The 24,821-nt window shown below is 70.5% G+C and carries 19 protein-coding genes; 10 read left to right on the top strand and 9 right to left on the bottom strand.

The features are described from left to right. Positions 1–4: 4 nt before the first annotated feature. From OV208_RS34350 to OV208_RS34340, 3 genes are all read right to left on the bottom strand, one after another. Positions 5–1,165 carry an FIST signal transduction protein gene (locus OV208_RS34350; RefSeq protein WP_267578157.1) on the bottom strand — a complete coding sequence of 387 codons (1,161 nt, stop codon included), beginning with the start codon at positions 1,163–1,165 and terminating at the stop codon, positions 5–7. Between the two features lie 34 nt (positions 1,166–1,199). Further along, complete coding sequence (locus tag OV208_RS34345) at positions 1,200–3,074, bottom strand: cytochrome C (protein ID WP_420715076.1); 1,875 nt, start codon at positions 3,072–3,074, stop codon at positions 1,200–1,202. A 268-nt stretch (positions 3,075–3,342) separates the two neighbouring features. Beyond that, complete coding sequence (locus OV208_RS34340) at positions 3,343–5,202, bottom strand: sensor histidine kinase (RefSeq protein WP_267578156.1); 1,860 nt, start codon at positions 5,200–5,202, stop codon at positions 3,343–3,345. 387 nt (positions 5,203–5,589) lie between these two features. Between OV208_RS34340 and OV208_RS34335 the strand changes: the two genes are divergently transcribed. From OV208_RS34335 to OV208_RS34315, 5 genes are all read left to right on the top strand, one after another. Continuing rightward, entirely contained in the window at positions 5,590–8,637 is a 3,048-nt protein-coding gene (locus OV208_RS34335) for a helicase-related protein (protein WP_267578155.1), read from the top strand. A 99-nt stretch (positions 8,638–8,736) separates the two neighbouring features. After that, positions 8,737–9,534, top strand: a complete 798-nt coding sequence (locus tag OV208_RS34330; RefSeq protein ID WP_267578154.1) for a TadE/TadG family type IV pilus assembly protein — start codon at positions 8,737–8,739, stop codon at positions 9,532–9,534. Beyond that, complete coding sequence (locus OV208_RS34325; RefSeq protein ID WP_267578153.1) at positions 9,513–11,054, top strand: pilus assembly protein; 1,542 nt, start codon at positions 9,513–9,515, stop codon at positions 11,052–11,054. Before OV208_RS34330 ends, OV208_RS34325 begins: the two co-directional genes overlap by 22 nt. A gap of 6 nt (positions 11,055–11,060) precedes the next feature. Next, the gene (locus tag OV208_RS34320) at positions 11,061–12,038 is read left to right on the top strand and encodes a hypothetical protein (RefSeq protein WP_267578152.1); all 978 of its coding nucleotides are present in this window, start codon (positions 11,061–11,063) and stop codon (positions 12,036–12,038) included. Beyond that, positions 12,035–12,730 carry a hypothetical protein gene (locus OV208_RS34315; RefSeq protein ID WP_267578151.1) on the top strand — a complete coding sequence of 232 codons (696 nt, stop codon included), beginning with the start codon at positions 12,035–12,037 and terminating at the stop codon, positions 12,728–12,730. Before OV208_RS34320 ends, OV208_RS34315 begins: the two co-directional genes overlap by 4 nt. 9 nt (positions 12,731–12,739) lie before the next feature. Here the strand turns inward: OV208_RS34315 and OV208_RS34310 are convergent, their stop codons facing one another. Both OV208_RS34310 and OV208_RS34305 read right to left on the bottom strand, forming a co-directional pair. Next, positions 12,740–13,294 carry a hypothetical protein gene (locus OV208_RS34310; protein ID WP_199732912.1) on the bottom strand — a complete coding sequence of 185 codons (555 nt, stop codon included), beginning with the start codon at positions 13,292–13,294 and terminating at the stop codon, positions 12,740–12,742. A 2-nt stretch (positions 13,295–13,296) separates the two neighbouring features. After that, complete coding sequence (locus OV208_RS34305) at positions 13,297–14,058, bottom strand: hypothetical protein (protein WP_267578150.1); 762 nt, start codon at positions 14,056–14,058, stop codon at positions 13,297–13,299. A 146-nt stretch (positions 14,059–14,204) separates the two neighbouring features. Between OV208_RS34305 and OV208_RS34300 the strand changes: the two genes are divergently transcribed. Next, entirely contained in the window at positions 14,205–14,894 is a 690-nt protein-coding gene (locus OV208_RS34300; protein ID WP_267578149.1) for a hypothetical protein, read from the top strand. Here OV208_RS34300 and OV208_RS34295 read toward each other — a convergent pair. The 3 genes from OV208_RS34295 to OV208_RS34285 form a co-directional block, all read right to left on the bottom strand. Continuing rightward, on the bottom strand, positions 14,863–15,786 hold the full coding sequence (locus OV208_RS34295) for a hypothetical protein (protein WP_267578148.1): 924 nt from the start codon (positions 15,784–15,786) through the stop codon (positions 14,863–14,865). The genes OV208_RS34300 and OV208_RS34295 overlap by 32 nt on opposite strands. An 80-nt stretch (positions 15,787–15,866) precedes the next feature. After that, entirely contained in the window at positions 15,867–16,259 is a 393-nt protein-coding gene (locus tag OV208_RS34290) for a hypothetical protein (protein WP_267578147.1), read from the bottom strand. 220 nt (positions 16,260–16,479) lie between these two features. Next, a complete protein-coding gene (locus OV208_RS34285) occupies positions 16,480–18,243 on the bottom strand; it encodes an ABC transporter ATP-binding protein (protein WP_267578146.1) in 1,764 nt (587 codons plus the stop codon). A 159-nt stretch (positions 18,244–18,402) separates the two neighbouring features. Between OV208_RS34285 and OV208_RS34280 the strand changes: the two genes are divergently transcribed. The 4 genes from OV208_RS34280 to OV208_RS34265 all read left to right on the top strand — a co-directional run bounded on the left by OV208_RS34280 (position 18,403) and on the right by OV208_RS34265 (position 24,106). Next, complete coding sequence (locus OV208_RS34280; protein ID WP_120544762.1) at positions 18,403–18,843, top strand: hypothetical protein; 441 nt, start codon at positions 18,403–18,405, stop codon at positions 18,841–18,843. Between the two features lie 131 nt (positions 18,844–18,974). After that, positions 18,975–20,096 carry a molecular chaperone DnaJ gene (gene dnaJ, locus OV208_RS34275; protein ID WP_267578145.1) on the top strand — a complete coding sequence of 374 codons (1,122 nt, stop codon included), beginning with the start codon at positions 18,975–18,977 and terminating at the stop codon, positions 20,094–20,096. Positions 20,097–20,300: 204 nt separating this feature from the next. Further along, on the top strand, positions 20,301–22,436 hold the full coding sequence (locus OV208_RS34270) for an ABC transporter substrate-binding protein (protein WP_267578144.1): 2,136 nt from the start codon (positions 20,301–20,303) through the stop codon (positions 22,434–22,436). Further along, a complete protein-coding gene (locus OV208_RS34265) occupies positions 22,433–24,106 on the top strand; it encodes an aspartyl protease family protein (RefSeq protein WP_267578143.1) in 1,674 nt (557 codons plus the stop codon). Before OV208_RS34270 ends, OV208_RS34265 begins: the two co-directional genes overlap by 4 nt. Here the strand turns inward: OV208_RS34265 and OV208_RS34260 are convergent. Next, the gene (locus OV208_RS34260) at positions 24,100–24,792 is read right to left on the bottom strand and encodes an NAD-binding oxidoreductase (protein WP_267578142.1); all 693 of its coding nucleotides are present in this window, start codon (positions 24,790–24,792) and stop codon (positions 24,100–24,102) included. The genes OV208_RS34265 and OV208_RS34260 overlap by 7 nt on opposite strands. Positions 24,793–24,821 lie beyond the last annotated feature (29 nt).

The following is a 24,821-nucleotide window of genomic DNA, read 5'->3' as shown; positions in this document are numbered from 1 at the left end:
GTGTCTAGTTGGAACCGAACGCCAGCACGGTCAGCGTGGTGTTGATGTGGAAGCCTGAGTAGATCTCGAACTGCACGTTCATCCCAGCAGCGGATGGTGCGAGCTTCAGGGCTTCGGAGAGCTGGGGCACCACGCCTGTCGCGTTCGCGTACCACATGCGTCCGCTGCAGTGGAACAGGAGGGCGGCCTGGGGGTTCTGGACCCGCCTGGGCAGCTCCTCGGCGAAGAAGTCGCGCGTCATACCCGCCAGGTCGCCTGCCTTCATCAAATCCAGCTCGCTTCCCTCCTCCAGCAGGTTGGCGAACAGGATGGAGCCGTCCTCCAGGGGCCGCCACGCGGCGCGGATGAAGTACTCGCGGCCCACCTTCAACGCGGTGGGGCGCACGGCGAAGCCCTTGGGCTTGCCGAACTCCAGCTCTTCCGGGGTGACGCCCAGGATTTCGGCGTAGCGCTTGGCGGCCGGGAAACCGTCGATTTCGAGCGCGCGCGTGTGCGTCTCATCCACCTTGGTGATGGTGAGCCGCTGCCCGGTGGGCACGTACCAGTGCGAGCGCAGCGCGGCCCAGGGTGCGCTCGTCTTGAAGAGGGCCACGAGCACGCCGTCGCCGGCCACTTCGCCATCCACGTGGATGAGCGCGGACTGGCGCGACGGGTCCGGCTCCGAGTCGCTGGCGCCGCCGCCCACCAGCACCAGCGTCTGGTTCTTCTCCAGGATGCCCAGCAGCAGCTCTTCTTTTTTGTAGCGGAAGCCGTCGTCAATCACGAGGCCCACGTACCGGCGCGCGTCCAGGTCCTGCTGGCGTACACCCAGCTCCTCGCACGCGCGCTTGATGGCCTGCGCGCCCGCGGCGATGGCGTCGCCGGTGAGGCCGCTGCCCAGGCCCAGGCCGACCTCGAAGTCGCCGGAGAGCGCGCCCATCACCACGCTGTTGGTGTGGATGCCGTTGTTGTCCAGCTCCCCGGCCGTGGTGGCGCCCACGAGCCGGGTGTCCTTCGGCAGCCGTTCGCGCACCGCGCGGTTGAGCGCGCGCTGGTCACGTTGGCGGGAGGCGAACAGCGTGACCAGCTTCGGCGGGGGGCCGTGAAGCTGTTTCAGGAGGTCCTCCGCGGCAGCGACTGGATCCGTGAGTGTGGAGCGAGCCGTCTGCATCTTCACGTTGGCCATGGAGGACCTTCCCTTGCGCCCCGGGCTTGGGCGGCTAGAGGCCGCTGCCCGGGTGTGTCTTGTGACAACTGCCGGTGCACTGCTGGAACGATTCGCGACCGCCACCGACGTACATGCTTTCGATGGGGCCGAAGGACTTCACGTGGCTGTCCGGATAGCTCTTGTGGCACGACAGGCAGGCGGCCTTGCTGGTGCGCTGCGTGGTCTCCTTGTCCAGGTGGCAGGAAGAGCACTTCTCCAGGGGCGCGTCGAAGCGGTTGGAGCGCGAGTGGATGAAGTGCGTGCGCACGAAGATGGGGCCTTCCAGTTCGAAGCCCAGCGGAGCATGACACGACGCGCACGCGGCGCGGTTGTCGTTTCCGTGCAGCACGGTGCCCAGCTCGCCGCCCTTGCTGTGGCAGCTGTTGCAGGGCCCGGTGGTCAGCTTGGCTTCAGTGTGGGTCTTGGTACCCACCTGGATTTCGATGGTGCGCGAACCGGGGATGTCCTCACCCAGGAACACGCGGCGGCTCTTGGCCGTGACCAGGTAGGTGCCGGGCTTCGCGTCCGCGGGCAGCTTGTAGGTCCAGGTGTCGCTGACGGGCGCGTCCCAACGGCCTTCATTGGGGAAGAAGGCGCCGCCGAAGAGCTTGTTGGCGGAGGGGAAGATCTTGAACTGCGCGTACACGCCGTCGCGCGCCGGGGTGGCGAGCGTCTGCACGTCCTGGGAGTCGTCGAGGAACGCCTCCAGGTCGATGATGGTCCGGATGGGCTTGATGTCCTGCGCAGGCCCGATGAGCTGCGTCATCATCATCCGCTCCCGGTGCTTGCGGCGGTAGTACGTGGCGGTCGGGTCGAAGAAGGCCTGATAGTACTGGATCCCGGCGTCATTGCCGGGAGCACCCGGCAGTGCGACCTCACTGTAGAGTGGAAGGCTGCCGGCGGGGTGCAGCCGCTTGCCCTTCCCGTCCTTCAGGGTCATCTGGAAGGTGACATCCGACCCGGGGGCATACGTGCCGTCCTTGCGGGGCGCCGTCAGCGCCTTGATGTCGATGCCGAACCCGTAGTCGTACGCGGGCGACGCCACCTGCGTGACGGGGATGTAGTAGGGCGCGAACGGCCGCAGGCTCCAGCGCAGGCGCAGGCCCTTCGTCTGGGACGTGAAGGTCAGCGTCTGCTTCTTCGCGTGGTCGTACGCGTTGCGGACCTCTACCAGCGCCTCCTCCTCGAAGGCTTTCGCGCTCGTACAGTCCGTGAGGCTGCGACAGTCGCGCGCCCACTGGATGGCGCGCAGACGGCGGATGAAGAAGTCGTCACGCTCCGTGCGGCGCGACTCCTCGCTGCCGATGTTCAAGAGCACCGGCGGCCCGGTGAGGATGCCGCGCGCGTCGACCGGCTCCACGGTGAAGAGGCTGGTCACCTTCATCCAGGCCGCGTCGCGGTAGAAGCGGCGGCGGGTGAAGGTGCCGTCCGCATTGGAGAGGCCGACGAACTCCTCGTCCTCCAGGCGCACACCGGCCCACCCGGCGGCCAGGAAGTCGCTGTTCTGGCGCAGGCCGTTCACGCCCTCGTCCACGCCAGCGTTGATGGAGGCGCGCAAATCAATCTGGTTCACCCAGAACGTCTGCCCGGCCTTCACCTTCAAGGGCACGCCCTTGCCGTTGTCCACTTCCAGGGCCAGGCCCACCGGCGTCTTGCTGTTGCCGCCACCCCAGCGGGCCTCGTCGTCCGTCACCGCCTGGGACTGGGAGGAAAGCTCCAGCGGGGCTTCCTGCTCCAGGGAGGCGGAGGCCTCGGAACCTGAAGTGTCCTGCCCGCCGCACGCCAGCGCCAGGCCCGTCATCGCGGCCAGCAAGCTCGCGCGGCCCGCGGAACCCACGCGGGGGGAAGTGCGAGTACACCGCGCCCTGAAAGCTCCAACTGCCACCATGGGGGACTCCTCGAAGGCTTGATTGGCGGACGCTTACAGTCACAGCGTCGCGTTTCGTGGACCCGGTAGCCCTTCCGTCGGGGGGACGGTGGCGGATGAGGTCCGACTCAGAACCGGCTTTTACCGGGAGTGAGTAGTTTTAGCCGTACGAAGAATATCCACAACCAACAGATCGATTCAACTTCTGAGAATAATTCCGCTCAGAGGAGAACCAGATTGTTTGGGACTGGATGGGAGGGGTGCCTGGGGCACAACCCACCCGGAGGGGTCAGGCTCGAATCGCCGCGACGACGCTCACCGGGACTTCCAGGGAGAACGGGAGTTCGACGGTGAACTCGGCGCCCTCACCCTGGCGGCTGTGGACGCGGATGGTGCCGCCGTGGGCTTCCACGAGCTGCCGGACGATGTAGAGGCCCAGGCCGAAGCCGGGGGCGTGGCTGTCGGTGGTCACCCGCTCGAAGCGGGCGAAGAGGCGCTGCTGGTCCTCCACGGGGATGCCGGCGCCGTGGTCTCGCACGATGAGCCGGGCCTTGTGGGCGTCGTGCTCCACGCGCACCTCCACCGGCTGACCCCGGCCGAACTTGAGGGCGTTGCTGACCAGGTTGGTGAGGACGCGGTCCAGCCGCTGGCGGTCCCAGCGGCCGGAAGCGGCGCCCCGGGCGTGGACGGTGAGGGCGCAGCCGGCGGCGGTGGCCTGGTCCTCGTGGCGGGCCACCACCTCGCGCGCCAGCTCCACCAGGTCCATGGGCCGCGCCTCCAGCTCCAGCCGGCCGCCGGACAGGCGCGACAAGTCCAACAGGTTGTGCACCAGCCGGCCCAGGCGTTTGGTCTCGTCCTCGGCCAGCAGCAGCCCTTCACGCAGGCGGGGGTCTTCCGCGTTCGCGGGGGCGCACTGCAGGCGCAGGCGGCGCAGGCGCAGTTGGAGCGAGCTCAGCGGGTTGCCCAGGTCGTGCGCCGCGACGCCGATGAGCTCCAGGGCGCCTTGCGTGGCGGCGAGCAGGCGGGCGTTGTCCAGGGCCAGCGCGGCGCGGGACGACAGCTCCTCCAGGAAGGCCTGGTCGGCGGCGCCGTAGTGACGGTGCGGGCGGGTGGACAGCAGGCACAGCGCGCCCAACACGCGGTTGTCCACGATGAGCGGCACGCTCAGGGCGGAGCGCACGCCCAGCGCGCGCCACAGCTCGCCGTAGGTGCTGTCGTTGACGGACGCGGGCAGCCGCTCCGGATCCACCTCCGCGAAGCGCTCGGCGCGGCCGGTGTAGACGACGCGCGCGGGGCCGGGCTCGTCGCGCGCGGGCCGGCGCAGCAGGGGTTCCCATAGCCGCGTCTGGGTGGCCGCGTCCGCGCACGTCACCGCGCCGGGGCGCACGTGGCCGTCCTCGTCCGGGAGGTAGAGCACGCACGCGTCCGCCACCTCCGGCACGCACAGGCGGGTGAGGTCGGCGCCCAGGGCCTCCGCGCCGGCCTGGGGCTGGAGCACGCGGCCGGCCTCGGCGAGCAGCGCCTGCATGCGTTCGGTGCGCTTGCGCTCGGTGATGTCGCGCGTCACCTCCGCGAAGCCCTGGAGGCGGCCCGCGTCGTCGTACAGCGCGGTGAGCAGGCTCTCCGCCCAGAAGCGCGAGCCGTCCTTGCGCATCCGCCAGCCCTCGGACTGCAACCGCCGCTCGCGGGCGGCGCGCTCGCGGTAGCTGGCCGGCACGCACCGGGACACCGCGTCCGGCACGTGCAGCAGCTCCACGTCCTGTCCTACGATGTCCTCGGACGTCCAGCCGGTGAGCCGCTCCGCGCCGGTGCTCCAGCAGGACACCTTGCCGTCCGGCTCCAGGAAGCACAGCGCGTAGTCGGACACGCCATCCATGAACAGATGCAACCGCTGTTCACTCTGCAGCCGCTCCGCGTGCATGGGGCCCAGGGCGTTTCTCAGCACCATGCCCAGCGCGGCCACGCAGCCCAGGCCCAGCAGCGCGGCGAGCAACGTGAGCAGGTGGGAGTCGTGGTGCGTGGCGAGGGTGTCGCCGGCCACCAGCGTGTGGGCCGCGGAAACCATGGTGGCCAGCAGGATGAGTCCGGCCAGAAGGCACACGGACAGACCCGCCCCGACCCGCTGAGCGAAGGTCCAGCGACGCAGCATGTGGCACTCCCCCCCGACGGCACCGAGCGCTTCTGTGCAGAAGGACCCGCAGCATCACTGAAAAAGTAGGGCGAATGACATCGCACTCCCGGGCAGGGTAGTCATTAACCCATGTTTTCCCAGAATACCTGGGCAGGATGCACCTCGCCGTCAGAGAAGAAAAGTTCCTGGCGGGCGGGTTGGGCCCGGGTGTCGAATGGTGGACATCTGGGAATCCGGTGGAGATCCAGAAAAGGACCGCCGTTCACGTGGGCCGGGGCGCGGGGCGATCGCGGGGAAGGGGGCGGGCGGCCGGGGGAACGGGCCGTCCGGTGCCCGTGAAATGGCCTTCCGGGCGCTGGGACGTTATGGAGCGCCCCCCTCTTCGCACCCGGTTGTTGCTCTTCTATGGCGTCTCTCGTCGAAGGTCTGAAGGTCCGTTACCTCCCGCAGCCCGAGTGGGGCGTGGGGCATCTGCTGTCGTTGCAGGAAGAGGGGGCCAAGGCGCTCATCGCCTTCCCGTCCCGCGAGGACGCGCCGGTGCTGGTGTCCACCCGGGGCGGCGCGCTGGTGGCGTATCCGTTGCCCAAGGGCGAACCCATCCAGACGCCGAAGGGGCGCAAGGCCACCGTCCTGGGCGAGGAGCCCGGCGCGCGAGGCCTGCGCCGCTACGTGGTGCGCTTCGAGGATGGCGAGGAGGACGAGCTGCCGGAGTCCGAGGTGCGCTGCCAGGCGCCGCGCTCCGACCTGCTGTCCACGCTGCGCGACGGGCGGGTGGGGGACGCGAAGGCGTTCATGCTGCGCAAGCAGGCGCTGGTGCTGGACGACGAGCGCCGGGGTGATGCGCTGGGCGCGCTGCTGGCCAGCCGGGTGATGGTGAAGCCGCACCAGGTGGGCGTGGTGCAGCGGGTGCTGTCCGCGCGCCGTCCGCGCTTCGTGCTGGCGGACGAGGTGGGCCTGGGCAAGACGATTGAAGCGGGCATGGTGTTCAGCGCGCTGCGACTCGTGGGCCTCGCGCGAAGGTGTCTGGTGGTGGCGCCCAGCCACCTCACCCTGCAGTGGCTGGTGGAGCTGTTCCACAAGTTCAACCAGCTCTTCACGCTGATGGACTCGGAGCGCTACGAGCAGTCGCTGAAGGAGGCGCCTGACGTCTCTCCCTGGGCGCGCTTCCCGCTGGTGGTGACGAGCCTGGAGCTGCTCAGCCGCACCCGCGAGCACCGCGAGGAGGTGGCGGCCGAGGACGCGTTCTGGGACCTGGTCATCATCGACGAGGCGCACCACCTGAAGGGCGAGAAGGCCTTCGCCGCCGCGCAGGGGCTGGCCTCCAACGCGTGGGGCCTGCTGCTGCTCACCGCCACGCCCATGCAGTTGGATCCGGCGGAGTACCACGGGCTGCTCACCCTCATCGACGCGACGACGGCGCCTTCGGTGAAGGGCTTCGAGGCGCGGCTGCAACGGCAGGAGGAGCTGTCCGCCGCGGTGCGCGCGCTGCATGAGGGCAAGGGCGCGAAGGCCGCCGTGGCCGCGCTGGCGAAGCGCTTCCCGGAGGATGCGCGGCTCCAGACGCTGAAGGAGCCTGGGGCGCTGCTCGAGCACCTGGCGGAGACGTACAGCCTGTCGGACCGGCTGGTGCGCAACCGGCGCGCGGTGGTGGGCGGCTTCTCCACGCGCAGGCTCCACCGGCACCCGGTGCAGCTCACGGCGGAGGAGTTGAAGGCCCGCGACACGGCGCTCGCCACGCTGGCGCAGGGCACGCTGAGGGGCGCGCCGCTGGCCAACGTGCTCCGGCGCCTGGAGTCCAGCCCCGCGGCCTTCACGGGCGCGGTGAGGGCGAACCCGGCGCTGAAGGAAGCGGACTTGAGGTTGCCCGGCCGCGACGCGAAGTTCCTCGCGTTCGTGGGTGTGCTGCGCGGCATCTGGAAGGCGGAGCCGCGCGCGAAGGTGCTCGTGTTCACGGAGAGCCGCGACACGCTGGAGTCGCTCCAGGCGGAGCTGTCACGCGAGGGCGTGGAGGCGCTGGGCTATCACGGTGACCTGCCGCTCCTGGAGCGCGACCGGCAGGTGGCGCGCTTCCGCGACCCGGAAGGACCCAAGGTGCTCATCTGCACCGAGGTGGGTGGCGAGGGCCGCAACTTCCAGTTCGCGCACCACCTGGTGCACTACGACCTGCCGTGGAGCCCCTCCACGGTGGAGCAGCGCATCGGCCGGTTGGACCGCATCGGGCAGGCGCACCCGGTGGACATCCATGTCTTCGACCCCGCGGGCACGCTCGCGTCGGACGTGCTGATGCTGCTGGCGGACGCGGTGGGCGTCTTCGGTGAGACGGTGGGCGGCCTGGACGCGGTGCTGGAGGAGGTGGAGTCGCGCATCGCGGAGCTGGCGCTGCTGCCCCGCGAGGCGCGCGTCGGCTACGCGGCCGAACTGAAGACGCGCGTGGAGGCGGCGCGAGCGCAGGTGACGCGCGCGTATGATCCGCTGCTGGACGTGCGCAGCTTCGACAAGCCCGCCGTGGCCCGGCTGGTGGCCCGCGCGCACGAGCGCATGGGCGACGAGGTGTCCGAGGACGACGACGCCGACGAGGATGCCGCGCCGCTGGAGGACGGCCTGTGGAGCGTGGCGCGCGACCTGGATGAGCGCCTGGAGGAGACCGTCACGGAGCTGGCGCGCCGGGTGGGCATTGGCGTGGACGTGGACGAACAGGTGGAGGCCTTCCAGGTGGCCTTCCAGTTCGGCCACGCGCTCAACGTCGAAGGGTTGCCCGGCATCGACGTGATGCAGGACCGCACGCTGCTGGGCACCTTCTGGCGCGACACCGCCGTGGAGGCGGAGGAGCTGGAGTACTTCGCCACCGGCCACCCGCTGGTGGAGGCGCTGTTCGGCTTCCTCAAGGACGGCCCCTACGGCCGCAGCGGCTTCCGCCTCATCGAGAAGCGTGGCCTGAAGAAGCCCGTGCGCGGCCTGGAGCTGCTCTTCCACGTCCAGCTCCCGGAGCCCGAGGACACGTCCCCCGGCGCGCGCGTCCCCAGCCGCCAACTGGCGCGCTTCCTGGAGCGCACCCTGCTGCCCGTCGCCGTGGTGGAGGGCCCCGACGGCCCCGTCGCCGACGCTTCGGTCCTGCCTGGCCTGGAAGCCGACGGTCGCGCCCTCAAGGGAGACGAGGTCCACCAGTCCTTCCCCGGCTTCGGCCCCTTCGTGGACGCCGCCCTCCCGGTGGCCCAGGCCGCCGCCCAAACCGAGCTGGCCCGGCGCGCCCAGAAGGCCCGGAAGGCCCTGGAGGCGGAACGCGACGCTGGCGAGGCCCGCCTGCGCCTGTCCCTCTCCCACCAGGGCCTGCCCCCAGAGGCGGTGGACGCCCAGGTTGACGCGGAGCGCCAGCACTATGCGCGGCTGCTCCAGGCCCTCTCCGGGGCCACGGTGGTGCTGGACTCGGCTTGCGGTTTCGCCCTCAACCGTTGAATAACCGTTGGAACGCAATGGAATGACGTTCCGACGGGTACGGGCCATTTGACCGATTCCCCAATCATCGAGAATCTAGGAGGAAGCCTACATCCCCCCATGGCCTCCTCCGACTCCCAGCGACGGCATTTCGAATCAGGTCAGGCCGCCGTGGAAGCGGCGTTGTGCATGCCGCTCGTGGTGTTCCTGGTGCTGGGCTCCCTGCAGCTCTTCATGCTGTTGCAGGGGCGCATCCTCGCGCAGGTGGCGGTGTACCGCGCGGTGCGCGCGGGCAGCCTGAACCACGGCAGTTGCCAGGCGATGACGCACGCGGCGCTGGTGACGATGCTGCCCACGGTGACGTCCACCACGACGGGCGCGAAGCTGGCGAGGGCTTTCGAGGAGCGCGAGCGCAACTACCTGCGCGTGAGCGGTTCGAAGGGAGATCTCTTCACCGAAGGGCCCATGGTGGAGATCGTCCGCGAGTCGCCGGACGTCGCCTGGGTGCGCGGCCTGGACGGGAACGAGGACCTGCTGTTCGACGTGCCCACGGACTCCGCGGTGGAGCTGCGGCGGCGCACGCTCGAGATCCGCATGGTGGCCTGGTACTACATGCGCATCCCGTTCGCGGACTGGGTGATGAGCCGCATGTTCCTCGCCCACTTCCACCTCAAGAACTACAACAGCGCCAATCCGCTGAACCCCGTGGAGAAGAAGGCGGACTGGTGGAACGACACCGACGTGGAGCTGGGCGCGGATGAGTGGCCCGGGGGCGACCTGGGCTCGCGGATGGTGAAGTGGAGCGGACAGGGGCACTACCTGTTCCCCATCCAGGTGCACGCCGCGATGCGGATGATGACGCCGGTGAAGGCGGAGAACTTCCAGGGAGGCGCCGCATGCAGCCTGCACGGCTTCTGAGGCACGGCGGACGCGGACAGGCGCTGGTCCTGTTCTCGCTCACGCTCCTCTTGCTGACGTTGATGGTGCTGATGACGCTGGGCTTCGGCATGCGCGCCAAGGAGCGCATCGAAATCCAGATGGCGGCGGACGCGGCGGCCTACAGCCAGGCGGTGTCCACGGCGCGCACGTTCAACGCCATCGCGGTGATGAACCGCGCGCAGATCGCCCACATGGTGGCCATGGCCGGCACCCAGTCGATGATCAGCTTCGGCAGCCAGTACCACGCCGCGCGCAAGGCCACGCCCTGTCCCGTGCCCGACCCGATGTTCGCCGTCCTGGACCAGGCCGCCGCCGACCAGGTGCGGTCCCTCCAGGGACAGGCCGGTGCCATGTACAGCGGGGAGCTGGCCATCTACTCGCGGCTGGTGGGCGGGCAGTTGGCGGGCCAGCAGCTCTCCAAGGCCATCGCCCAGGCGGTCAACCCGGAGCTCGATGCTCCCGCGGAGGGCGCCAACAAGTCCCTGGCGGAGGTGTCCGGAGGCTCGGGCTCGGTTCCCAGCCAGGACGAAATCATGCAGCAGGAGAAGGCCGGCACGACGCCGACGGCCACCGGCGCGGTGACGACGAGCGGCGGCGGCCAGAGCACCGCCATGCTCAACGCCACCATGGGCAGCATCGGCTGGACGTGGGTGCACGGCCGGCCCACCGGCAGCGCGGGCTTCGGTTCGGGCATGGCCGCGAACAACCCGGGCTTCAAGCACTACGCCAGCATCGGAGGCATGGACTCCTCCACCTACCAGACCATCTCCGGCCGCAACTCGTGGGCGCACGACCACGGGTTGGCGGCGGCGGTCGTCCCCTGCCCGGACGGCAACATCTACCCGAGCCCTTCCGCGAACGCGTGGGTGATGTCCGACGAGCGCCAGTCCAATCAGGACCAGCACGTCTTCATGCTCCACCCGGCCCCCGGTCAGGGCTCGGAGTCCGGCAAGCCGGTGGATGAGCTGCACACGCTGGGCGCCTGCGTCGTCTGCCCGGGCATCTGGCCGTACTCGGTGGGCTTCAACGCGGGGCTCCTGCAGGACAACGGCGGGGAGAACGACTTCGGGCAGCCCAAGCTGTACGCCATGCTGCTGCGCGACTACGGCAGCGCCAGCCGCAGGGCCCGGCCGGACCCCTGGAACCTGATGTTCACGTTCAAGTTCGCGGGCCAGGAGACCCTGTTCGACAACGCGGCGCCGCTGGGCCGCATCCAGCCCACCGGGCGCGAGGACGTGCAGCGCAACCAGGTGGCCCTGGCCGCGGGCATCGCCTACTACCACCGGCCCCGGCCCGCGGCGGCGGGCGGCGGCTGGGAGGAGCCTCCCAACTTCCTCAACCCCTTCTGGCGCGCCACCCTGGTGAGCCCCGAGGGCGCCCGCGACGACAATCCCGCGGAGAGCCTGGAGCAGGCCGGCTTCACCGAACACGCGGGCGCGCTGCGCCGGCTGGGCCAAGCGGGTTATCGGGGCGGCGGCCGCACCGATGGAAAGTACTGACGCGCCATGGGCAAGCGAACCTTCGCGGCACGCCGGGGACAGGCGCTGGTGGAAACGGCGCTGGGGACGATGGTGTTCATCACCATCCTCATGTTCGGCATCTACTTCGCGGAAGTGGGCGCGCTGACGCTCAAGGTGCAGGAGGCCGCCAACTTCGCGCTGTGGGAGTCCACCGGCCACGTGATGCACAACCCGGAGGCGGGCGTCTTCCAGCGGCCCAACGCGGCGGCCCTGGCGGCCGGCGAGGCCAGCGGCCGCTACGGCGACTTCGACGGCCGCTCCAGCGTGCAGGGCGACATGACCCTCCAGTTGGCCATCGCGCGCGCCCAGCGGATGCGCGTGGTGTGCGACTCGGACCGGCCCGCGGGCACCAGCGCCGACATCCTCGGCACGCGTCCCAGTGACGCGGACACCGGTTCGCCCGCGCTGAATCAGGCGATGCAGGTGCAATCCGATGGCGTCTCGTGCACGGCCTCCGCTGTCCTGAGCACGCAGCGCATCGGCACGTTCATGGAGCCGGAGTTCTTCAAGGTCTCCCACCGGCGCGCCACCGACCAGTTCATCGTGTGCGCCGCCGGACGCGCGTCGAATGGCGTCTGCCGCGGCCGCTTCTTCATGCTGCTGGATGACTGGGGCCTGTCCAGCGTGGCGGAGGGGCGCGCGTGCCCGCTCAGCCTGAACTCGGGCGCGCCCTGCCAGAACGTGGACTACTACTCCTGGGCGGAGCGCGTGTACGTGAAGAACGGCGGCGGCGGCGGCGCCGGCAGCGCGCTGATGGCGGGCGTGGGCGCGCCGGGCGGCGCGAACGAGGACCAGTTCTTCATGAGCTTCGTGGGCGCGGAAGGCGACTACGAGCAGAGCATCGGCGGGTCGCACGCGGGCAACCAGACCGTCTGGGAGACGTCCCCCTTCCGGGCGGACAACCTCTCCCCCAAGTACAACGTGAACCGGCGCAGCAAGTGGCTCGGACGCGTGCGGCCGTGAAGTCCGTGGGCGGCGCGTGCGCGGCCCTGGCGCTGGTGCTGGCGCTTCCCGTCTGGGCGAAGGACGCGGGCGTGCCGGAGGTGGTGCCCCCGCGCTTCGAGTGGCCCCGGCTCCAGGTGTTGGAGCACGTGGAGGCCAGCGAGATTGTCGAAGCGGAGGGCGTCCCGGTGGCGCTGCGCGCGGTGCACGTGAAGGAGAACGCGCGCGTGCTGGTGCAGCGCTTCGCGGACGCGTTCCGGGACCAGGGCCTCTACGTGGCGCCCGGCAAGAAGCAGGCGCAGTTGGCCAACAACGCCGCCATGCTCACCGCGTTCGATCCGCTCCGCGCCATCACGTACACGGTCATCCTCCAGCCGCAGCCGGACGGCACCACGTCGCTGTACCTGGGCGAGGCGAACCACGCGCTGGCGAAGAAGGCCTCCGCGTCCGGGGACTTCGCGCCGCTGCCGCCGGAGGCGCGCGACGTGCTGCGCGTCAACGCGGAGGGCTCGCGCACGCTGAGCTTCCAGACGGCGCTCACGGGCCCGCAGGTGCAGGCGTTCTACGACGACGCGCTCGCGAAGGCCGGCTGGAAGCCCGGCGACGAGGCCGGCCTCTACACGCGGCCCGGGGGCGAGCTGCGGCTCACGCACGAGAACAGCAAGACGGGCCAGCGCGCGGTGGTGATGGTCTACCAGTCCCGCGCGCGTTGAGCCCGCGCGTCAGGCGCGCAGCTTCTCGCGCAGCGCCTTGGCGCGGCCCTGCATGTCGGGGTCCAGGCCGGTGAGCTCAATGGACTTCAGGCGTTGATCCAGGCTCTTCGGCACCTTCTTCTGGAGCGTGCCGGCCTCCTGGAGCGACTCCAGCTTCGCCAGCGCCTGGTCCACGATGCGGTCGCGCGGGTGGTCCAGCAGGCTGTCGAGGAAGTACGCGTCCTCGGGCAGCTCCGGGTACTTCTCCAGGTACTCGACGACGCCCTTCACCCAGTCCGCGCGCGTCTCCGAGTCCTGCACCTTCTGGAGAGCGGCCTTCTGGGCCTTGCGCTTGCCTTCGGGGTCGAACGTCTTCGCGAGGCCTTCCGGGAGCTCTCCGCCGGTGAAGAGCGCGTCCGCGGCCGTCTTGTATTTCTGGTAGCTGGCGCTGCGCTCCAGCTTCTGCTGCGCCGGGTCATCCTGGCGCGAGTGGTACTTGCTCTTGCCCCGCTGCGCATCCAGCTCGCGGTAGGACTTGTTGCGCTTGCCGGTGAACCCACCACCGTCATTGTCGTCTCGGGCCATCGTCATCTCCCCTTGCGGGCGCGCCACAGCGCCGCGAGTCCCCGCTGGACGAGGGTGCGCACCTGGGCCAGCTCCTGGGGAGCGAGGGGGTGCTCCTCGTCATGCTCCGCCTCGAACAACGCTTCCGTCACGTAGGCCTGGAGGGAGTCCGGCGCGGGCGGCGCATCCGAATCCCTGTCCAGCGCCGCCGCCTGCGCGGCCATCAGCCCTGGCGACCAGCCCAGCTCCAGCATGGCGTGCAGCTCGAAGAGCAGGTGCCGGGCGATTCCGTAACCTTCGTCCGTGAGGCCGGCGGCGTCAAGCGCACCCAGCAGGCCATCCTGCCGGTTCTCGAAGGCATGCATCAGCCGCGTGCGCGCCTTGTCGTCGTCCTCCAGATAACGCCAGGCGGCCTCCACGAATTCGGCGGAAGGCGCGTCGGGGTGGAAGGGGGCGGGCGGTTGCAGCCGCTCCTTCTTCGGACGCGGCGGGCGCGGGCCGTCATCCAGTCGCACCGACTTGCCCTCCAGCACCAGGTCCCAGAGGCCCAGCAGGTTCTGGTACAGCCGGCGCGCCAGCTCCGCGTCCTTGAAGCGGGGCTCCTCGGCGAAGAGGGTGGGGATGACGTCGTTGGCGGCGTCGCCCTCCGCACGCGCCTCGCGCATGCGTTCGAGCACTTCGGCGGTGTCGCAGGGACTGCCGGCCAGCTCCAGCAATCCGTCGAGCGTCTGTGCGCCTTCGAACTGGCGGGTGAATTCGGGGCCTCGGTCTTTGGAGCGGCTCATCGTGGGGCGGACGGTAGACACAAGGTGGGCGTCCGCGCACGGGCCATTCACGGCCCCGTGTTCAGGCCGGGGGAGAACGGGGGGCGACCGGGCGGCGGGCGGGCTGGCTTCCGTTTCCGACCGGGCGCCCCTACTCTGCGCCATTCATGGCCGTGGAAACCTCGCCCGACACCCTGAAGTCCGCGATGCAGGAACTCTATCGGGCGCGCGCGGTGGAGGGCCCCCCGGGTGAGAACGGCCTGCGCACCGTCTGGCACCTGAGCCCGCAGGGCGCGGAGCTGCTGTCGCTCATCGACGACGAGGGCCGCGTCCGGCGCCAGGAACTCACGCTGCTGGACGAGCACTGCATCTGGGCCAGTGGCCAGGGCGTGCGCACCGGCCTCGTGGAGCTGGGCGAGGCGCGGCGTCCCCCGGTGTCCACCGAAGTGCGCGCGGATCCGGAGCTCGTGCCCCACCGGCTGGTGCGCGCGGCGCAGGCGCTGGCCACGTACGAAGGTCAGGACCGGTACATCCTCCACATGCAGCGCGTGCTGGCGCTGGCGCGCGAGGGCCTGGAGATGTCCAGCGTCGTGGCGCAGGAGCCTTTTGGAAGCGCCACCGTCGCGAAGGTGATTCCGCCGGAGAGGGAAGTCGCTCCCGCCGCGCTGGATCCAGAGCCCCGGGCATCGCCGGAACCGGCGGAGCCGGAAGTGGTGCTGCGCTACGGCGAGGCGCTGCCCAACGAAGTCCTGCCCCCGGTGGTGCGCCGCTCGGAAGGGCTGGTGCTGCTGTCCGTCTTCGGTGTGGCGGTGCTGGTGGCCATCGTCATGCTGTTCGTGCTGGTTCGGGGAGGCTGAGTCGCACGGGCGAGCGCCCGTTCCTCAAGTGGGTCACGTCCGCGTCGGTGGGCACCGGTCCGGAGTTGCGGTGGCCGGTGGTGACGCGCTCCGGGCCCAGCGTGGTGTGCAGCGGGTGCGCGTCCAGCACCAGCAGGCCGCCCACCGCGATGGTGAGCACGAACCCGCCGGCCCACTCCAACGTGCGTGCGCGCCGGGCCTCGCGGGCGCGGTACGTCAGCCAGGTGAAGGCCAGCACCGACAGGCAACCCAGGCAGCTCCAGCGCACCGTGCGCAGCCGCGCCGCCTGCGCCATGCCCTCCGCCATCAGGTCCGGCCGCAGCGACCCCGGCGCCCGCGACAGCCGGGACAGGAGCGTGAAGAGGTGGTGCGCCTCCATCGCGCCCACCGCCGCCATGCCCGCGAGCGCCGCCGACACCAGGCTCGCCAGCAGCAGTCCCCTTCGGGTGCCTCGGGGGATGCTCGCGCGGCTGAAGCGCGCCACGGCCAGCGCCACCGACAGCGAACCCAGCAGCACCGCGCTCGTCCACGCGCCCAGGAGCCGGGGCGCCATCGCCTTGCCCATGCCCGCCGTCAGCGCGACGCCCGCGTCCCCCGCGCGCACCAGCGGCAGCGCCGCGTGCATCCGCTCCAGCAGCACCTCCGTGCCCAGCAGCCCCAGCGTCCAGGGCACCGTCGCCATGCCTACCATCACCGCGAGCGGCACCGCCCGGCCCAGCAGGGTGGAGCCCGCCGCCACGGTGAGCAGCGGCACCTCCACCACCAGCGCCAGGCCCACCAGCAGCGCGAAGGGACCCGCGGAGGTCACCACGCTCAGGAGGCCCGGGCCTCCCAGCAGGACGGGCAGCGTGCAGCCAAGCACGCACACCGTGGCGGGAACTGCCAGCGCCACGAACAAGCCGGGCGCGAGGTGTGGTCTGACTGGAACAAGCATTTCCCGTAAGAATAGGGTCCCGGGCTATTCCTGGTAATTCAGACGGGAGGACGACCCACGAGCCAGTACACGACACTGCAGACGGCGCCGGCCACGGGAGCAAGGACGATGCCCAGGAGGAGTGTCTGGCCGCAGTCAGCGGGTTCGCAGCCGATGCGCCCGTAGGCGAGCGCGCCGCCCACCAGCATGGGCAGGTGCATGCCGGCGATGAACAGGCCCAGGCCGCGCAGCACGAGGCCCCGGTACCAGGTGCGCGTCCACAGGCGGAAGACGAGCGGGACGAGCACGAGGGTGCCGGTGGCGGCGGCGGCCAGGGCGAAGTGCCGGGCGGCCACCGCGACGCAGGCGCCCGCGGCCAGGAGCAGCGAGGGGGCCAGCAGGAGCGCGTTGAGGGACAGCGGCTCTCGTTCGCGGGTCGGCGGCGGAGACATGGGACGGCGCCGCAGGCTGGCAGGGCATGCCCACCCGTGCAAGGCCGTGCGCCATGCCGGGGCGGGGGCAGGTGGGCACGCGGCCCAGGGTCCCGCACCTGGGGGCCCCTGGGGTCCAGAGCAGGTTGCCCTCGGGTGCAGGAGAGGCCGTCAGGGCGGGGGAGTGAACAGTCGTGCGGGGATGCGGCCGGGAAGTCATCCCGGAGGGCCAGCGCGCTGTTCAGGCGGCGACGGCGCCTTCGCCCAGGAGTCGGGCATAGCGGCCGCGCAGCGCGAGCAGCTCCGCGTGGGTGCCGGACTCCACCACCCGTCCGCCCTCCACCACGGCGATGAGGTCCGCGTCGCGCACGGTGGCCAGCCGGTGGGCGATGACGAGCACCGTGCGGCCCTTCATCAGCGCCGCGAGCCCGGCGCCCACCGCCGCCTCGCTGGTGGCATCCAGGGCGCTGGTGGGCTCATCCAGGAGCAGCAGCGACGGGCGGCACAGGAAGGCCCGCGCCAGGGCGATGCGCTGGCGCTGGCCACCGGAGAGCCGGCCGCCTCGCTCGCCCACGGCTTCGTCCAGGCCGCCGGGCAGGGCGCGCACGAAGTCCTCCGCGTGCGCCAGCCGCAGCGCTTCCCACAGCGCGTCGTCCGTCGCGTCCGGCTGGCCCAGCAGCAGGTTGTGGCGCACGGTGCCGGAGAAGAGCACCGGCTCCTGGGGCACCCACGCCAGTTGCCCCCGCACGCTGGAGGACTTGAGCGAGGAGAGGGGCACGCCGTCCCAAAGCACCTCGCCTCCGCTCGGGGGCAGGAAGCCCAGCAGCACGGAGAAGAGGGTCGTCTTGCCCGCGCCAGAAGGCCCCACCAGCGCCACGCGCGCGCCCGCGGGCACCGTGAGGTCCACGCCCTTGAGCGCCTCGCGGCCATCCGCGTAGGTGGCGCGCACGCCCTTCAGCACCAGGGCGCGGGAGAGCGGCCGGGCGTCATCGCCCACGTCCGGAGGCACGGGAGAATCCGCGAGCGCGAACAGCCGCTCCGCCGCCGCCAGGCCCGTGAGCACCTGGGACAGCGTGCCGCTCAGCGACTTCACCGGCTGGTAGAGCAGGAGCGCCGCCGCCATGAAGGAGAGCAGCCGTCCGGCGAGCGTTGGATCCACGGACACCGCTCGCGCGCCCCAGGCCACCGCGAACGCCACGCCCACGATGCCCAACAGCTCCACCGTGGGACTGAAGGCACCCCGGATGAAGAGCGAGCGGCGCATCTCGCCCAGGTACGCGTCGGCTTCCTGGTCAAAGGACTCCAGCGCGCGGGGCACCGTGCCGTAGGCCTGCACCACGGGCAGGTTCTGGAGCTGTTCAGCGGTGATCGCGCTGAGCGCGCCCAGGCTCGCCTGCGAACGCGTCGCGACCTTCTTGAGCGAGCGGGCAAAGCGGTTGACCGGCAGCACGGTCACCGGCACGACGACGAAGGTGAAGAGAAAAAGTTTCGCGTCGATGAGGAAGCACGTCGCCAGCAGTGCGCAGATTTGAAGCCCATCCCTGACGTACGATGACAGCGCCTGGGTGACGGAGAACTCCACCAGCGGTACATCCGAGGTGAAGCGTGCCACCAGTTCTCCCGAGTGACGTTGTTCGAAGAACGCGGGAGGCTGGGCGAGCAGGCGGCCATAGAGGAAGCCCCGAAGGTCCGCCATCACCCTCTGGCCCAGCCGCTGCATCAGGCCTCCCTGGAGGAACTGGGCGGTGGCCTTCACCAATGCCACCGCGACGACGAGCAGGGGCAGGCGGGACAGCAGGGCCTCTGGCGACAGGGTCATCCCCGCCACGGAGACGGGTGCGCCGGTCAGGACGGCGCGAAGCAGGGGCCCGACGATCCAGGCATACGCGGCGGTGGCGGCCGCGGCGGTGAGCGAGGCCAGCGAGCCCGCGAGCAGCAGTCGGCGGTAGGGGAGCAGGTAGCCCAGGAGCCGGCGGTAGACGTGCGCGGAGGGACGGGGGGCCACGAGAGGGGGCGCACTGTGTCACCGAGTCGACGGTGACGTCCAAGTGAAAGGGAAGTGGGAAGCGGACGTGCATGCCCGTCTGCTCCACGGCCGGCCAGGGGGCGCCTCTGCCCGGCTGCGTTGCCGCATCCCACACATGCGGACAGCTTGAGAGGCGCCATGGAAACCAATTCCGAAAAAGAAGTCCTGATGAATCCCGGCTGCGAGTCGGTCGTGGACGATGAAGAACGCCGTCGCCTGCTGTGGCTCATGGCCGAGTACTTCCGGACCATCGGCTACTCGGACATCAAGGCCCGGCTCCCCGGCTTCATGCCGCCACCCGTGCTCTCCGGCACCATCGAGGATCACCGGCCGGACTTCACCTGCCGCCAGTCTGATTCGGCGCGCACGCCCATCATCCTGGAAATCGTCACGCCGGGCATGGTGGATGATCCGACCGCGGAGAACCGCTGGAGCCTGCTGGCGAGCGCCGCCAAGCTCTACAACGCGGAGCTGCACTTCGTGGTCCCCAAGTGGTCCGCCCAGGGCCCCGTGGATCCAGCGCTCAAGCGCCGGCTCTCCCGCATGGAGCTGACGGTCAACCGCGTCTGGACCGTGTAGGGACAAGGTGCCCGGCCGTACGGACCGGGGTGGGTTTCGGGCCTGGATTGCTGGCGTGTTTCGCTGCGTTATAGTGACTCTGACTTCCAACGCAGCGTAGAAACGCCAGCAATTTCCAGGGGTTCGATTCGATGGCAGCGGCCACGGGGCAGAAGCGCGACTACTACGAGGTCCTGGGCGTCCAGAAGACCGTCAACGCGCAGGATTTGAAGAGCGCATTCCGCAAGGTCGCCTTGCAGTTCCACCCGGACCGGAACCCCGGGAACGTGGAGGCCGAGGACAAGTTCAAGGAGGCCTCGGAAGCCTACGAGGTCCTGAGCGATCCGGAGCGCCGCACGAAGTACGACCGCTTCGGCCACGCGGGCAACCCCTTCGGGGACGCGGGCGGCGGGTTCCAGGGCGTCAACATCAACGACATCTTCGGGGAGATCTTCGGAGACATCTTCGGGGGTGGCGGCGGCCGGGGCCGGCGGCAGACGAGCCGGGGCGCGGATCTGCGCTACAACCTGGAGATCTCCTTCGAGGAAGCGGCGTTCGGCTGCCGTCCGAAGGTGACCATTCCCCGTCCCAAGAAGTGCGACACCTGCACGGGCTCCGGCAGCAAGAGCGGCGCGGCCCCCCGGCAGTGCTCGGCGTGCGGCGGCAGCGGAGAGCTGCGCTACACGCAGGGCTTCTTCGCGGTGTCCCGTCCCTGCGGCGACTGCGGCGGCACGGGCGCGACCATCCCGGATCCGTGCGCGAAGTGCCGGGGCAGCGGGAAGATTCCGTCCGAAGAGGTCATCGAGGTCGCCATCCCCGGCGGCGTGGACAACGGCACGCGCGTGCGGCTGGGCGGCATGGGCGAACCGGGGGACCGGGGCGGGCCCGCGGGCGACCTGTACGTGACGGTCATCGTGCGCGAGCACCCGCTGTTCCAGCGCGAGGAGTACGAGGTCTTCTGCGAGGTGCCGGTGTCCTTCACGCAGGCGGCGCTGGGCGCGAAGATCGACGTGCCGACGTTGGACGGCAAGGTGAAGATGACCATTCCGCAGGGCACCCAGTCCGGCAAGGTGTTCCGGCTGCGCGGCAAGGGCATCCCGCACCTGCACAGCCAGCAGCGCGGGGATCAGCACGTGCGCGTCATCATCGAAACGCCCACGGAGCTGTCCTCCAAGCAGCGCGAACTGCTGGAGCGCTTCGCGGAGGTGTCCGGCGAGGAGACCCATCCGCAGTCGAAGACCTTCTTCGACAAGGTGAAGGAGCTGTTCGGCTAGGTCGTCCGGCAGGCGTGCGTTCCGGACCGCGCCAGGGTGCGGTCCGGAGGCCACGGGCGGGGGCAGGGCGCGCGGGATTTCCCCCCGGTTTCACTCGGGGGATGCGCGCGGGCATGGCGGGTGCACTGAAGCGGACGTTCCAGGGGAATCATCCCTCCGCTCAAGTGTCGACGGAGCCGCACCCGCGCTGCTATGCACCTCGCCATGGAAGTCCTCTCCGCATCGCGCCGCGCGCTCGTCGTCGCGCTGGCCCTGTTGTTGACCGCCTGTCCCAAGGCGCCCTCGCGGACGGATGGACGGGACACGCCCGACGGCGAACCCTCCAGCCGCCCCCGCGTGGAGGTGAAGCAGGACGCGACCGCGAACGCCGCGCTCGCCCAGGCCCGCGCGGAAGCCCAGGCCCAGCCGGACAAGAAGAAGGCCGCGGAAGCCTACCTGTCCGTGCGCAAGGCCTACCCGGCCACCACCGCCGGCCAGGACGCGCTCTACAACGCGGGCGTCCTCTACTTCGAGGCGAAGGACTACGCCAACGCGCGCAAGACCTTCAACGAACTCATCTTCGAGAACCCCCTCTACGACCAGGCCGAGGACGCCAAGCACAAGCTGGCCCTCTCCGCGATGGAGGTGGGCGCCTACCGCGACGCGTACCAGACCCTCACCAGCCTGGCCGAGCGCGCGGAAGGCGAGAAGAAGGAACAGCTCCTCCGGGAGGCGGCGCGCGCGGCGGAAGGCGCGGGCCTGTACTCGCAGGCGCTGACCACGGCGGTGAAGGAAGCCGGCGATGCGCAGACCCAGGAGGACCGGGCCGCCGCCGTGGCGAAGGTGGAGAAGCTGGTGGAGGGCCGCGCGGACTTCATCGACATCGCGCGCACGCAGGAAGGCCTGTCCCCCTCCAACCCCGCGTGGCCGGTGCTCCAGTTCAAGCTGGCGCGCATCTACTACCACCTGCGCGACTGGACCCGCCTGGAGGAGACCCTCCAGCGCTTCCTGCGCGATGCCCCGGACAGCAGCTTCGCGCCTCAGGCCAGGGACCTGCTGGCGCGCGCCACCCGCCGCGTGGAGGTGCGTCCGCGCACCGTGGCGGTGCTCCTGCCCATGACGGGCCGCTACCAGCCCATCGGTGAGGCCGTGCTGCGCGGCGTGAAGCTGGCGCTCCAGGGCAGCGACGTGGAGCTGGTGGTGAAGGACACGCAGGGCGACGTCAACAAGACGGGCCAGGCGATGGAGCAGCTCGCGTTCGACGACGGCGCCATCGCGGCGCTGGGACCGCTGCTGGTGGACGACACCAAGCGCGCGGCGCTGCTCGCCGAGGAACTCCAGGTGCCGCTGCTGACGCTGAGCCGCCAGGAAGGCATCACGGACATTGGCCCGTATGTCTTCCGCAACATGCTGACGAACTCCGCGCAGGCGCGCGCCATCGCGGACTACGCGATGAACGTGAAGGGCTACAAGAAGTTCGCGGTGCTCTACCCGAACATCCCTTACGGAGTGGAGCTGGCGAACGAGTTCTGGGACGAAGTCGTCGCCCGTGGCGGCGCGGTGCGCGGCGCGGAGGCGTACTCGTACGACCAGACGACGTTCACCAGCGAGGCCAAGCGGCTGGTGGGGCGCTACTACCTGGAGGACCGCGGCGACTGGGCGGAGGCCGTGCGCGACGTGCAGGGTGAGAACATCACGGACGCGTACCGTCGCCGCAAGGCGATGGAGAAGGCGCGCAGTGGCGTGGAGCCCATCGTGGACTTCGAGGGTCTCTTCATCCCGGACGACTGGCGCCGGGTGAGCCTGGTGACGCCCGCGCTCGCGGTGGAGGACATCGTCACCAACGCGTGCGACCCGCGCGACCTGGAGCGCATCCGCAAGACGACGGGCAAGAAGGACCTGAAGACCGTCACGCTCTTCGGCACCAACCAGTGGAGCAGCCCCAAGGGCCGCTCGGGCCTGCCGGAGCTGCTGGAGCGCGGCGGCAAGTTCGTCACCTGCTCGGTGTACGTGGACGGCTTCTTCGTGGACTCGCAGCGTCCGGCCACGCAGAAGTTCGTGAAGTCCTACCGCGAGGCCTACAAGGAAGGCGGTCGGGACCCCGGCCTGCTGGAGGCCATCGGCTACGACTCGGCGCGCATGGTGCGGCAGGTGCTGGACAAGCAGCGCCCCAACTCGCGCGCGGCGATGCGCGAGGCCCTGGCGGGACTGAAGGACTTCGACGGGGCCACCGGACGCACGTCGTTCAACGACAAGCGTGAAGCGGACAAGCAGTTGTTCCTGCTGTCGGTGGACAACAAGGGCGTCAACGAGATCAACGTCGACAAGGAAAAGGCCGCCGTCCGCGGCTCGGGTTCATGAGCGTGCGCGCCGGGGGCTTCGTCCTCGCGGGCGTCCTGTGCCTCGTCGGCTGCGGGCACGCCCGTGCGGGGCTCTCGCCGGACACACGGACGCGGCTGGACGCGACGCCGGGCGGCTACCTCGCGGGGCCGGTGGAGGGCTTCGACACGCAGCCCTCCGTCCTCAACCGCAAGGACTTCATCTGGGCGCTGGACTTCGCGCCCCGGGGAGGCCGCGTGGCGTACACGCGCCTGGGGCTCAAGGCGTACCACGTCTCCGTCTGGGCGCTGGACGCTGGCGCCGCGAAGCCCGGGAGCGCGGAGGCCCAGGCCCCGGTGCTGTTGGCGGATCCGGAGGTCAACGCGCAGCAGTACGACCTGGAAGGCGTGGCCTTCTCTCCGGATGGCGCGCTCGTGGTCACGGTGAGTCGCAGCGGCTCGGTGCGGTTGTTCGACGCGGCGACGGGTGAGCCGAAGGGCGCGCTCGCCACCGAGGAACCGCTGGTGTCGGTGGCCTTCCACCCGGATGGCCGGTGGCTGTCGGTGGGCAGCGCGCAGGGCCTGGTGACGGTGCTGTCGGTGCCAGGGCTGGCGTTCGGCGCGGAGTCGCGGCTGCACACGGGGCCGGTGAGCGCGCTGGCGTTCGCGCCGGACGGAACGCTGTATTCGGGCGGTTGGGACGGCCACGTGCGCGCGTCGGACACGCCGGAGCAGTCCCTGCGTCCGGACGTGGCGCGCACGCACTTCGAGCGGCGCAGCGGCTTCGCGGCGGTGCAGGGCAACCTCAATGGTGGACCGCCGGTGGTGCTGGCGTTGGACTCGCGCTCGCCGGTGGTGGTGCTCACCACGGCGGCGGCCACGGCGTCCGGCATCGACGTGGCGTTCCTGAAGGACACCGTCACCGTGCCGGGCGCGCTGGGCAACACCGTGGCGCGGCTGGCGCGGGGGCAGACGCTGCGCTTCAAGGCGCTCGCGCTGACGGGCATGGACGTCGCGGTGTGTGACGCGTGCGTGCCCCAGGGCAGCCAGGGCGTGCTGGGCACGCCGTTCAGCGACCGCGTGGACACGGTCTTCGACGAGACGACGGCGGAGGCGGTGCTCACGCTCAAGGGCGGCGCGCCGGAGGGGACAGCCCCGGTGTTGGCGCGGGGGCTGACGCCGAAGGCGGACTTCACCTTCCCGGCGCACGTCAACGACGTCACCGTGGATGCGCGCGGCCAGCGACTGGGCGTGGCCTTCAGCCAGGAGAAGGCGGAGCGCAACCGCAAGGTGTACGAGCGCGAGCGCAAGGGCCTGGAAGACCCGCAGGGGCCGTGGAACGCGGCCGCGCTGGTGGACGCGGGCTCCGGCAAGGTGCTGCGCAAGTGGGACGTGCACCAAGGCGTGGTGTCCTCCGCGGCCATCTCTCCGGATGGCCGGTCGCTGGCGTCGGGCGGTTGGGACAAGACCGTGCGGCTCTTCACCGAAGCCGAACCGTTGCCGAAGGGCACGTTGGAGTTCGGCTGGTCCGTGCGCCGCGTGCGCTTCGCCCCGGACGGGCGCCAGGTGGGCGTGGCCGCGTGGACGCCGCAGAAGGTCACCGGCAGCCAGGAGAGCGACCCGGCGGCCCTGGTGGTCGGCGTGCACTACGCGTCTCCGGATGTGGAGACGCGCGTGGCCGCACCGGCCCCCGCGACGACGAAGGCTCAGTAGTTGAGGAACACGGCGCTCTGAGGAACGCCGCGCTGGCGCAGTTCGGCCATCACGTCCTGTACCATCTCCGCCTGTCCGCACACGAAGGCGACGGCGTTCTCCAGCGGCTCCTCGCCCAGGTGGGCCTGCACGTAGCCGGTGAGCCCCTCCCAGCCGCTGACCCCGGGCTGGCTCACGGTGCGCACCACGCGCACGTCGTCCGCCTGCCACCGCTCCAGCTCCCTCGCGTAGGCGAAGCTGCCTGGCGTGCGCGCGCCGAAGTACAGCGTCACCCGGCCATACGCGCGGCGCTCCTGGTGCAGGCTGGCGATGACGGGGCGGATGGCGGAGATGCCGGAGCCGCTGGCGAACAGCAGCAGGTCATGGCCGCGCGCCTTCTCCATGGGGAAGCCCGGACCTTCCGGACGCGACACCTCCACGGGCGTGCCCACGGGCAGGCGCAGGAGCGCGGAGGGCAGGGCCCCGTCGTGCTTGAGGAGGAACTCCCAGTGCGTGCCGTGGGGGGCGGGCGGCGAGGCGATGGCGAACATGCCCGGCTCCTGTCCTGGGAGGCGCAGGCGCACGTACTGCCCGGGGTGGGCATGGGTGCCCATGAGGGCCGTGCCCCGGAGGTCGAGCACCAGGTCGGTGAGGCCATCCGCCGCGGGGGCGCGGGCGCCGACGGTGGCGGTGTGCCAGTCGCTCATGGGACCTTTCTAACCGGACCTTCTGTCAT

Origin of the sequence: Corallococcus sp. bb12-1 (assembly GCF_026626765.1) — a bacterium.
Taxonomy (GTDB): Bacteria; Myxococcota; Myxococcia; order Myxococcales; family Myxococcaceae; genus Corallococcus; species Corallococcus terminator.
Note: the sequence above shows the minus strand (reverse complement) of the source record. Positions and strands in the feature narration are given on the sequence as shown.

Coding starts and splice junctions, on each gene's coding strand:
- OV208_RS34270 (WP_267578144.1), top strand. CDS start 20,301: ATGGAAGTCCTCTCCGCATCGCGCCGCGCGCTCGTCGTCGCGCTGGCC.
- OV208_RS34335 (WP_267578155.1), top strand. CDS start 5,590: ATGGCGTCTCTCGTCGAAGGTCTGAAGGTCCGTTACCTCCCGCAGCCC.
- OV208_RS34305 (WP_267578150.1), bottom strand. CDS start 14,058: ATGAGCCGCTCCAAAGACCGAGGCCCCGAATTCACCCGCCAGTTCGAA.
- OV208_RS34265 (WP_267578143.1), top strand. CDS start 22,433: ATGAGCGTGCGCGCCGGGGGCTTCGTCCTCGCGGGCGTCCTGTGCCTC.
- OV208_RS34340 (WP_267578156.1), bottom strand. CDS start 5,202: ATGCTGCGTCGCTGGACCTTCGCTCAGCGGGTCGGGGCGGGTCTGTCC.
- OV208_RS34350 (WP_267578157.1), bottom strand. CDS start 1,165: ATGGCCAACGTGAAGATGCAGACGGCTCGCTCCACACTCACGGATCCA.
- OV208_RS34260 (WP_267578142.1), bottom strand. CDS start 24,792: ATGAGCGACTGGCACACCGCCACCGTCGGCGCCCGCGCCCCCGCGGCG.
- OV208_RS34325 (WP_267578153.1), top strand. CDS start 9,513: ATGCAGCCTGCACGGCTTCTGAGGCACGGCGGACGCGGACAGGCGCTG.
- OV208_RS34320 (WP_267578152.1), top strand. CDS start 11,061: ATGGGCAAGCGAACCTTCGCGGCACGCCGGGGACAGGCGCTGGTGGAA.
- OV208_RS34300 (WP_267578149.1), top strand. CDS start 14,205: ATGGCCGTGGAAACCTCGCCCGACACCCTGAAGTCCGCGATGCAGGAA.
- dnaJ (WP_267578145.1), top strand. CDS start 18,975: ATGGCAGCGGCCACGGGGCAGAAGCGCGACTACTACGAGGTCCTGGGC.
- OV208_RS34330 (WP_267578154.1), top strand. CDS start 8,737: ATGGCCTCCTCCGACTCCCAGCGACGGCATTTCGAATCAGGTCAGGCC.
- OV208_RS34345 (WP_420715076.1), bottom strand. CDS start 3,074: ATGGTGGCAGTTGGAGCTTTCAGGGCGCGGTGTACTCGCACTTCCCCC.
- OV208_RS34310 (WP_199732912.1), bottom strand. CDS start 13,294: ATGGCCCGAGACGACAATGACGGTGGTGGGTTCACCGGCAAGCGCAAC.
- OV208_RS34290 (WP_267578147.1), bottom strand. CDS start 16,259: ATGTCTCCGCCGCCGACCCGCGAACGAGAGCCGCTGTCCCTCAACGCG.
- OV208_RS34280 (WP_120544762.1), top strand. CDS start 18,403: ATGGAAACCAATTCCGAAAAAGAAGTCCTGATGAATCCCGGCTGCGAG.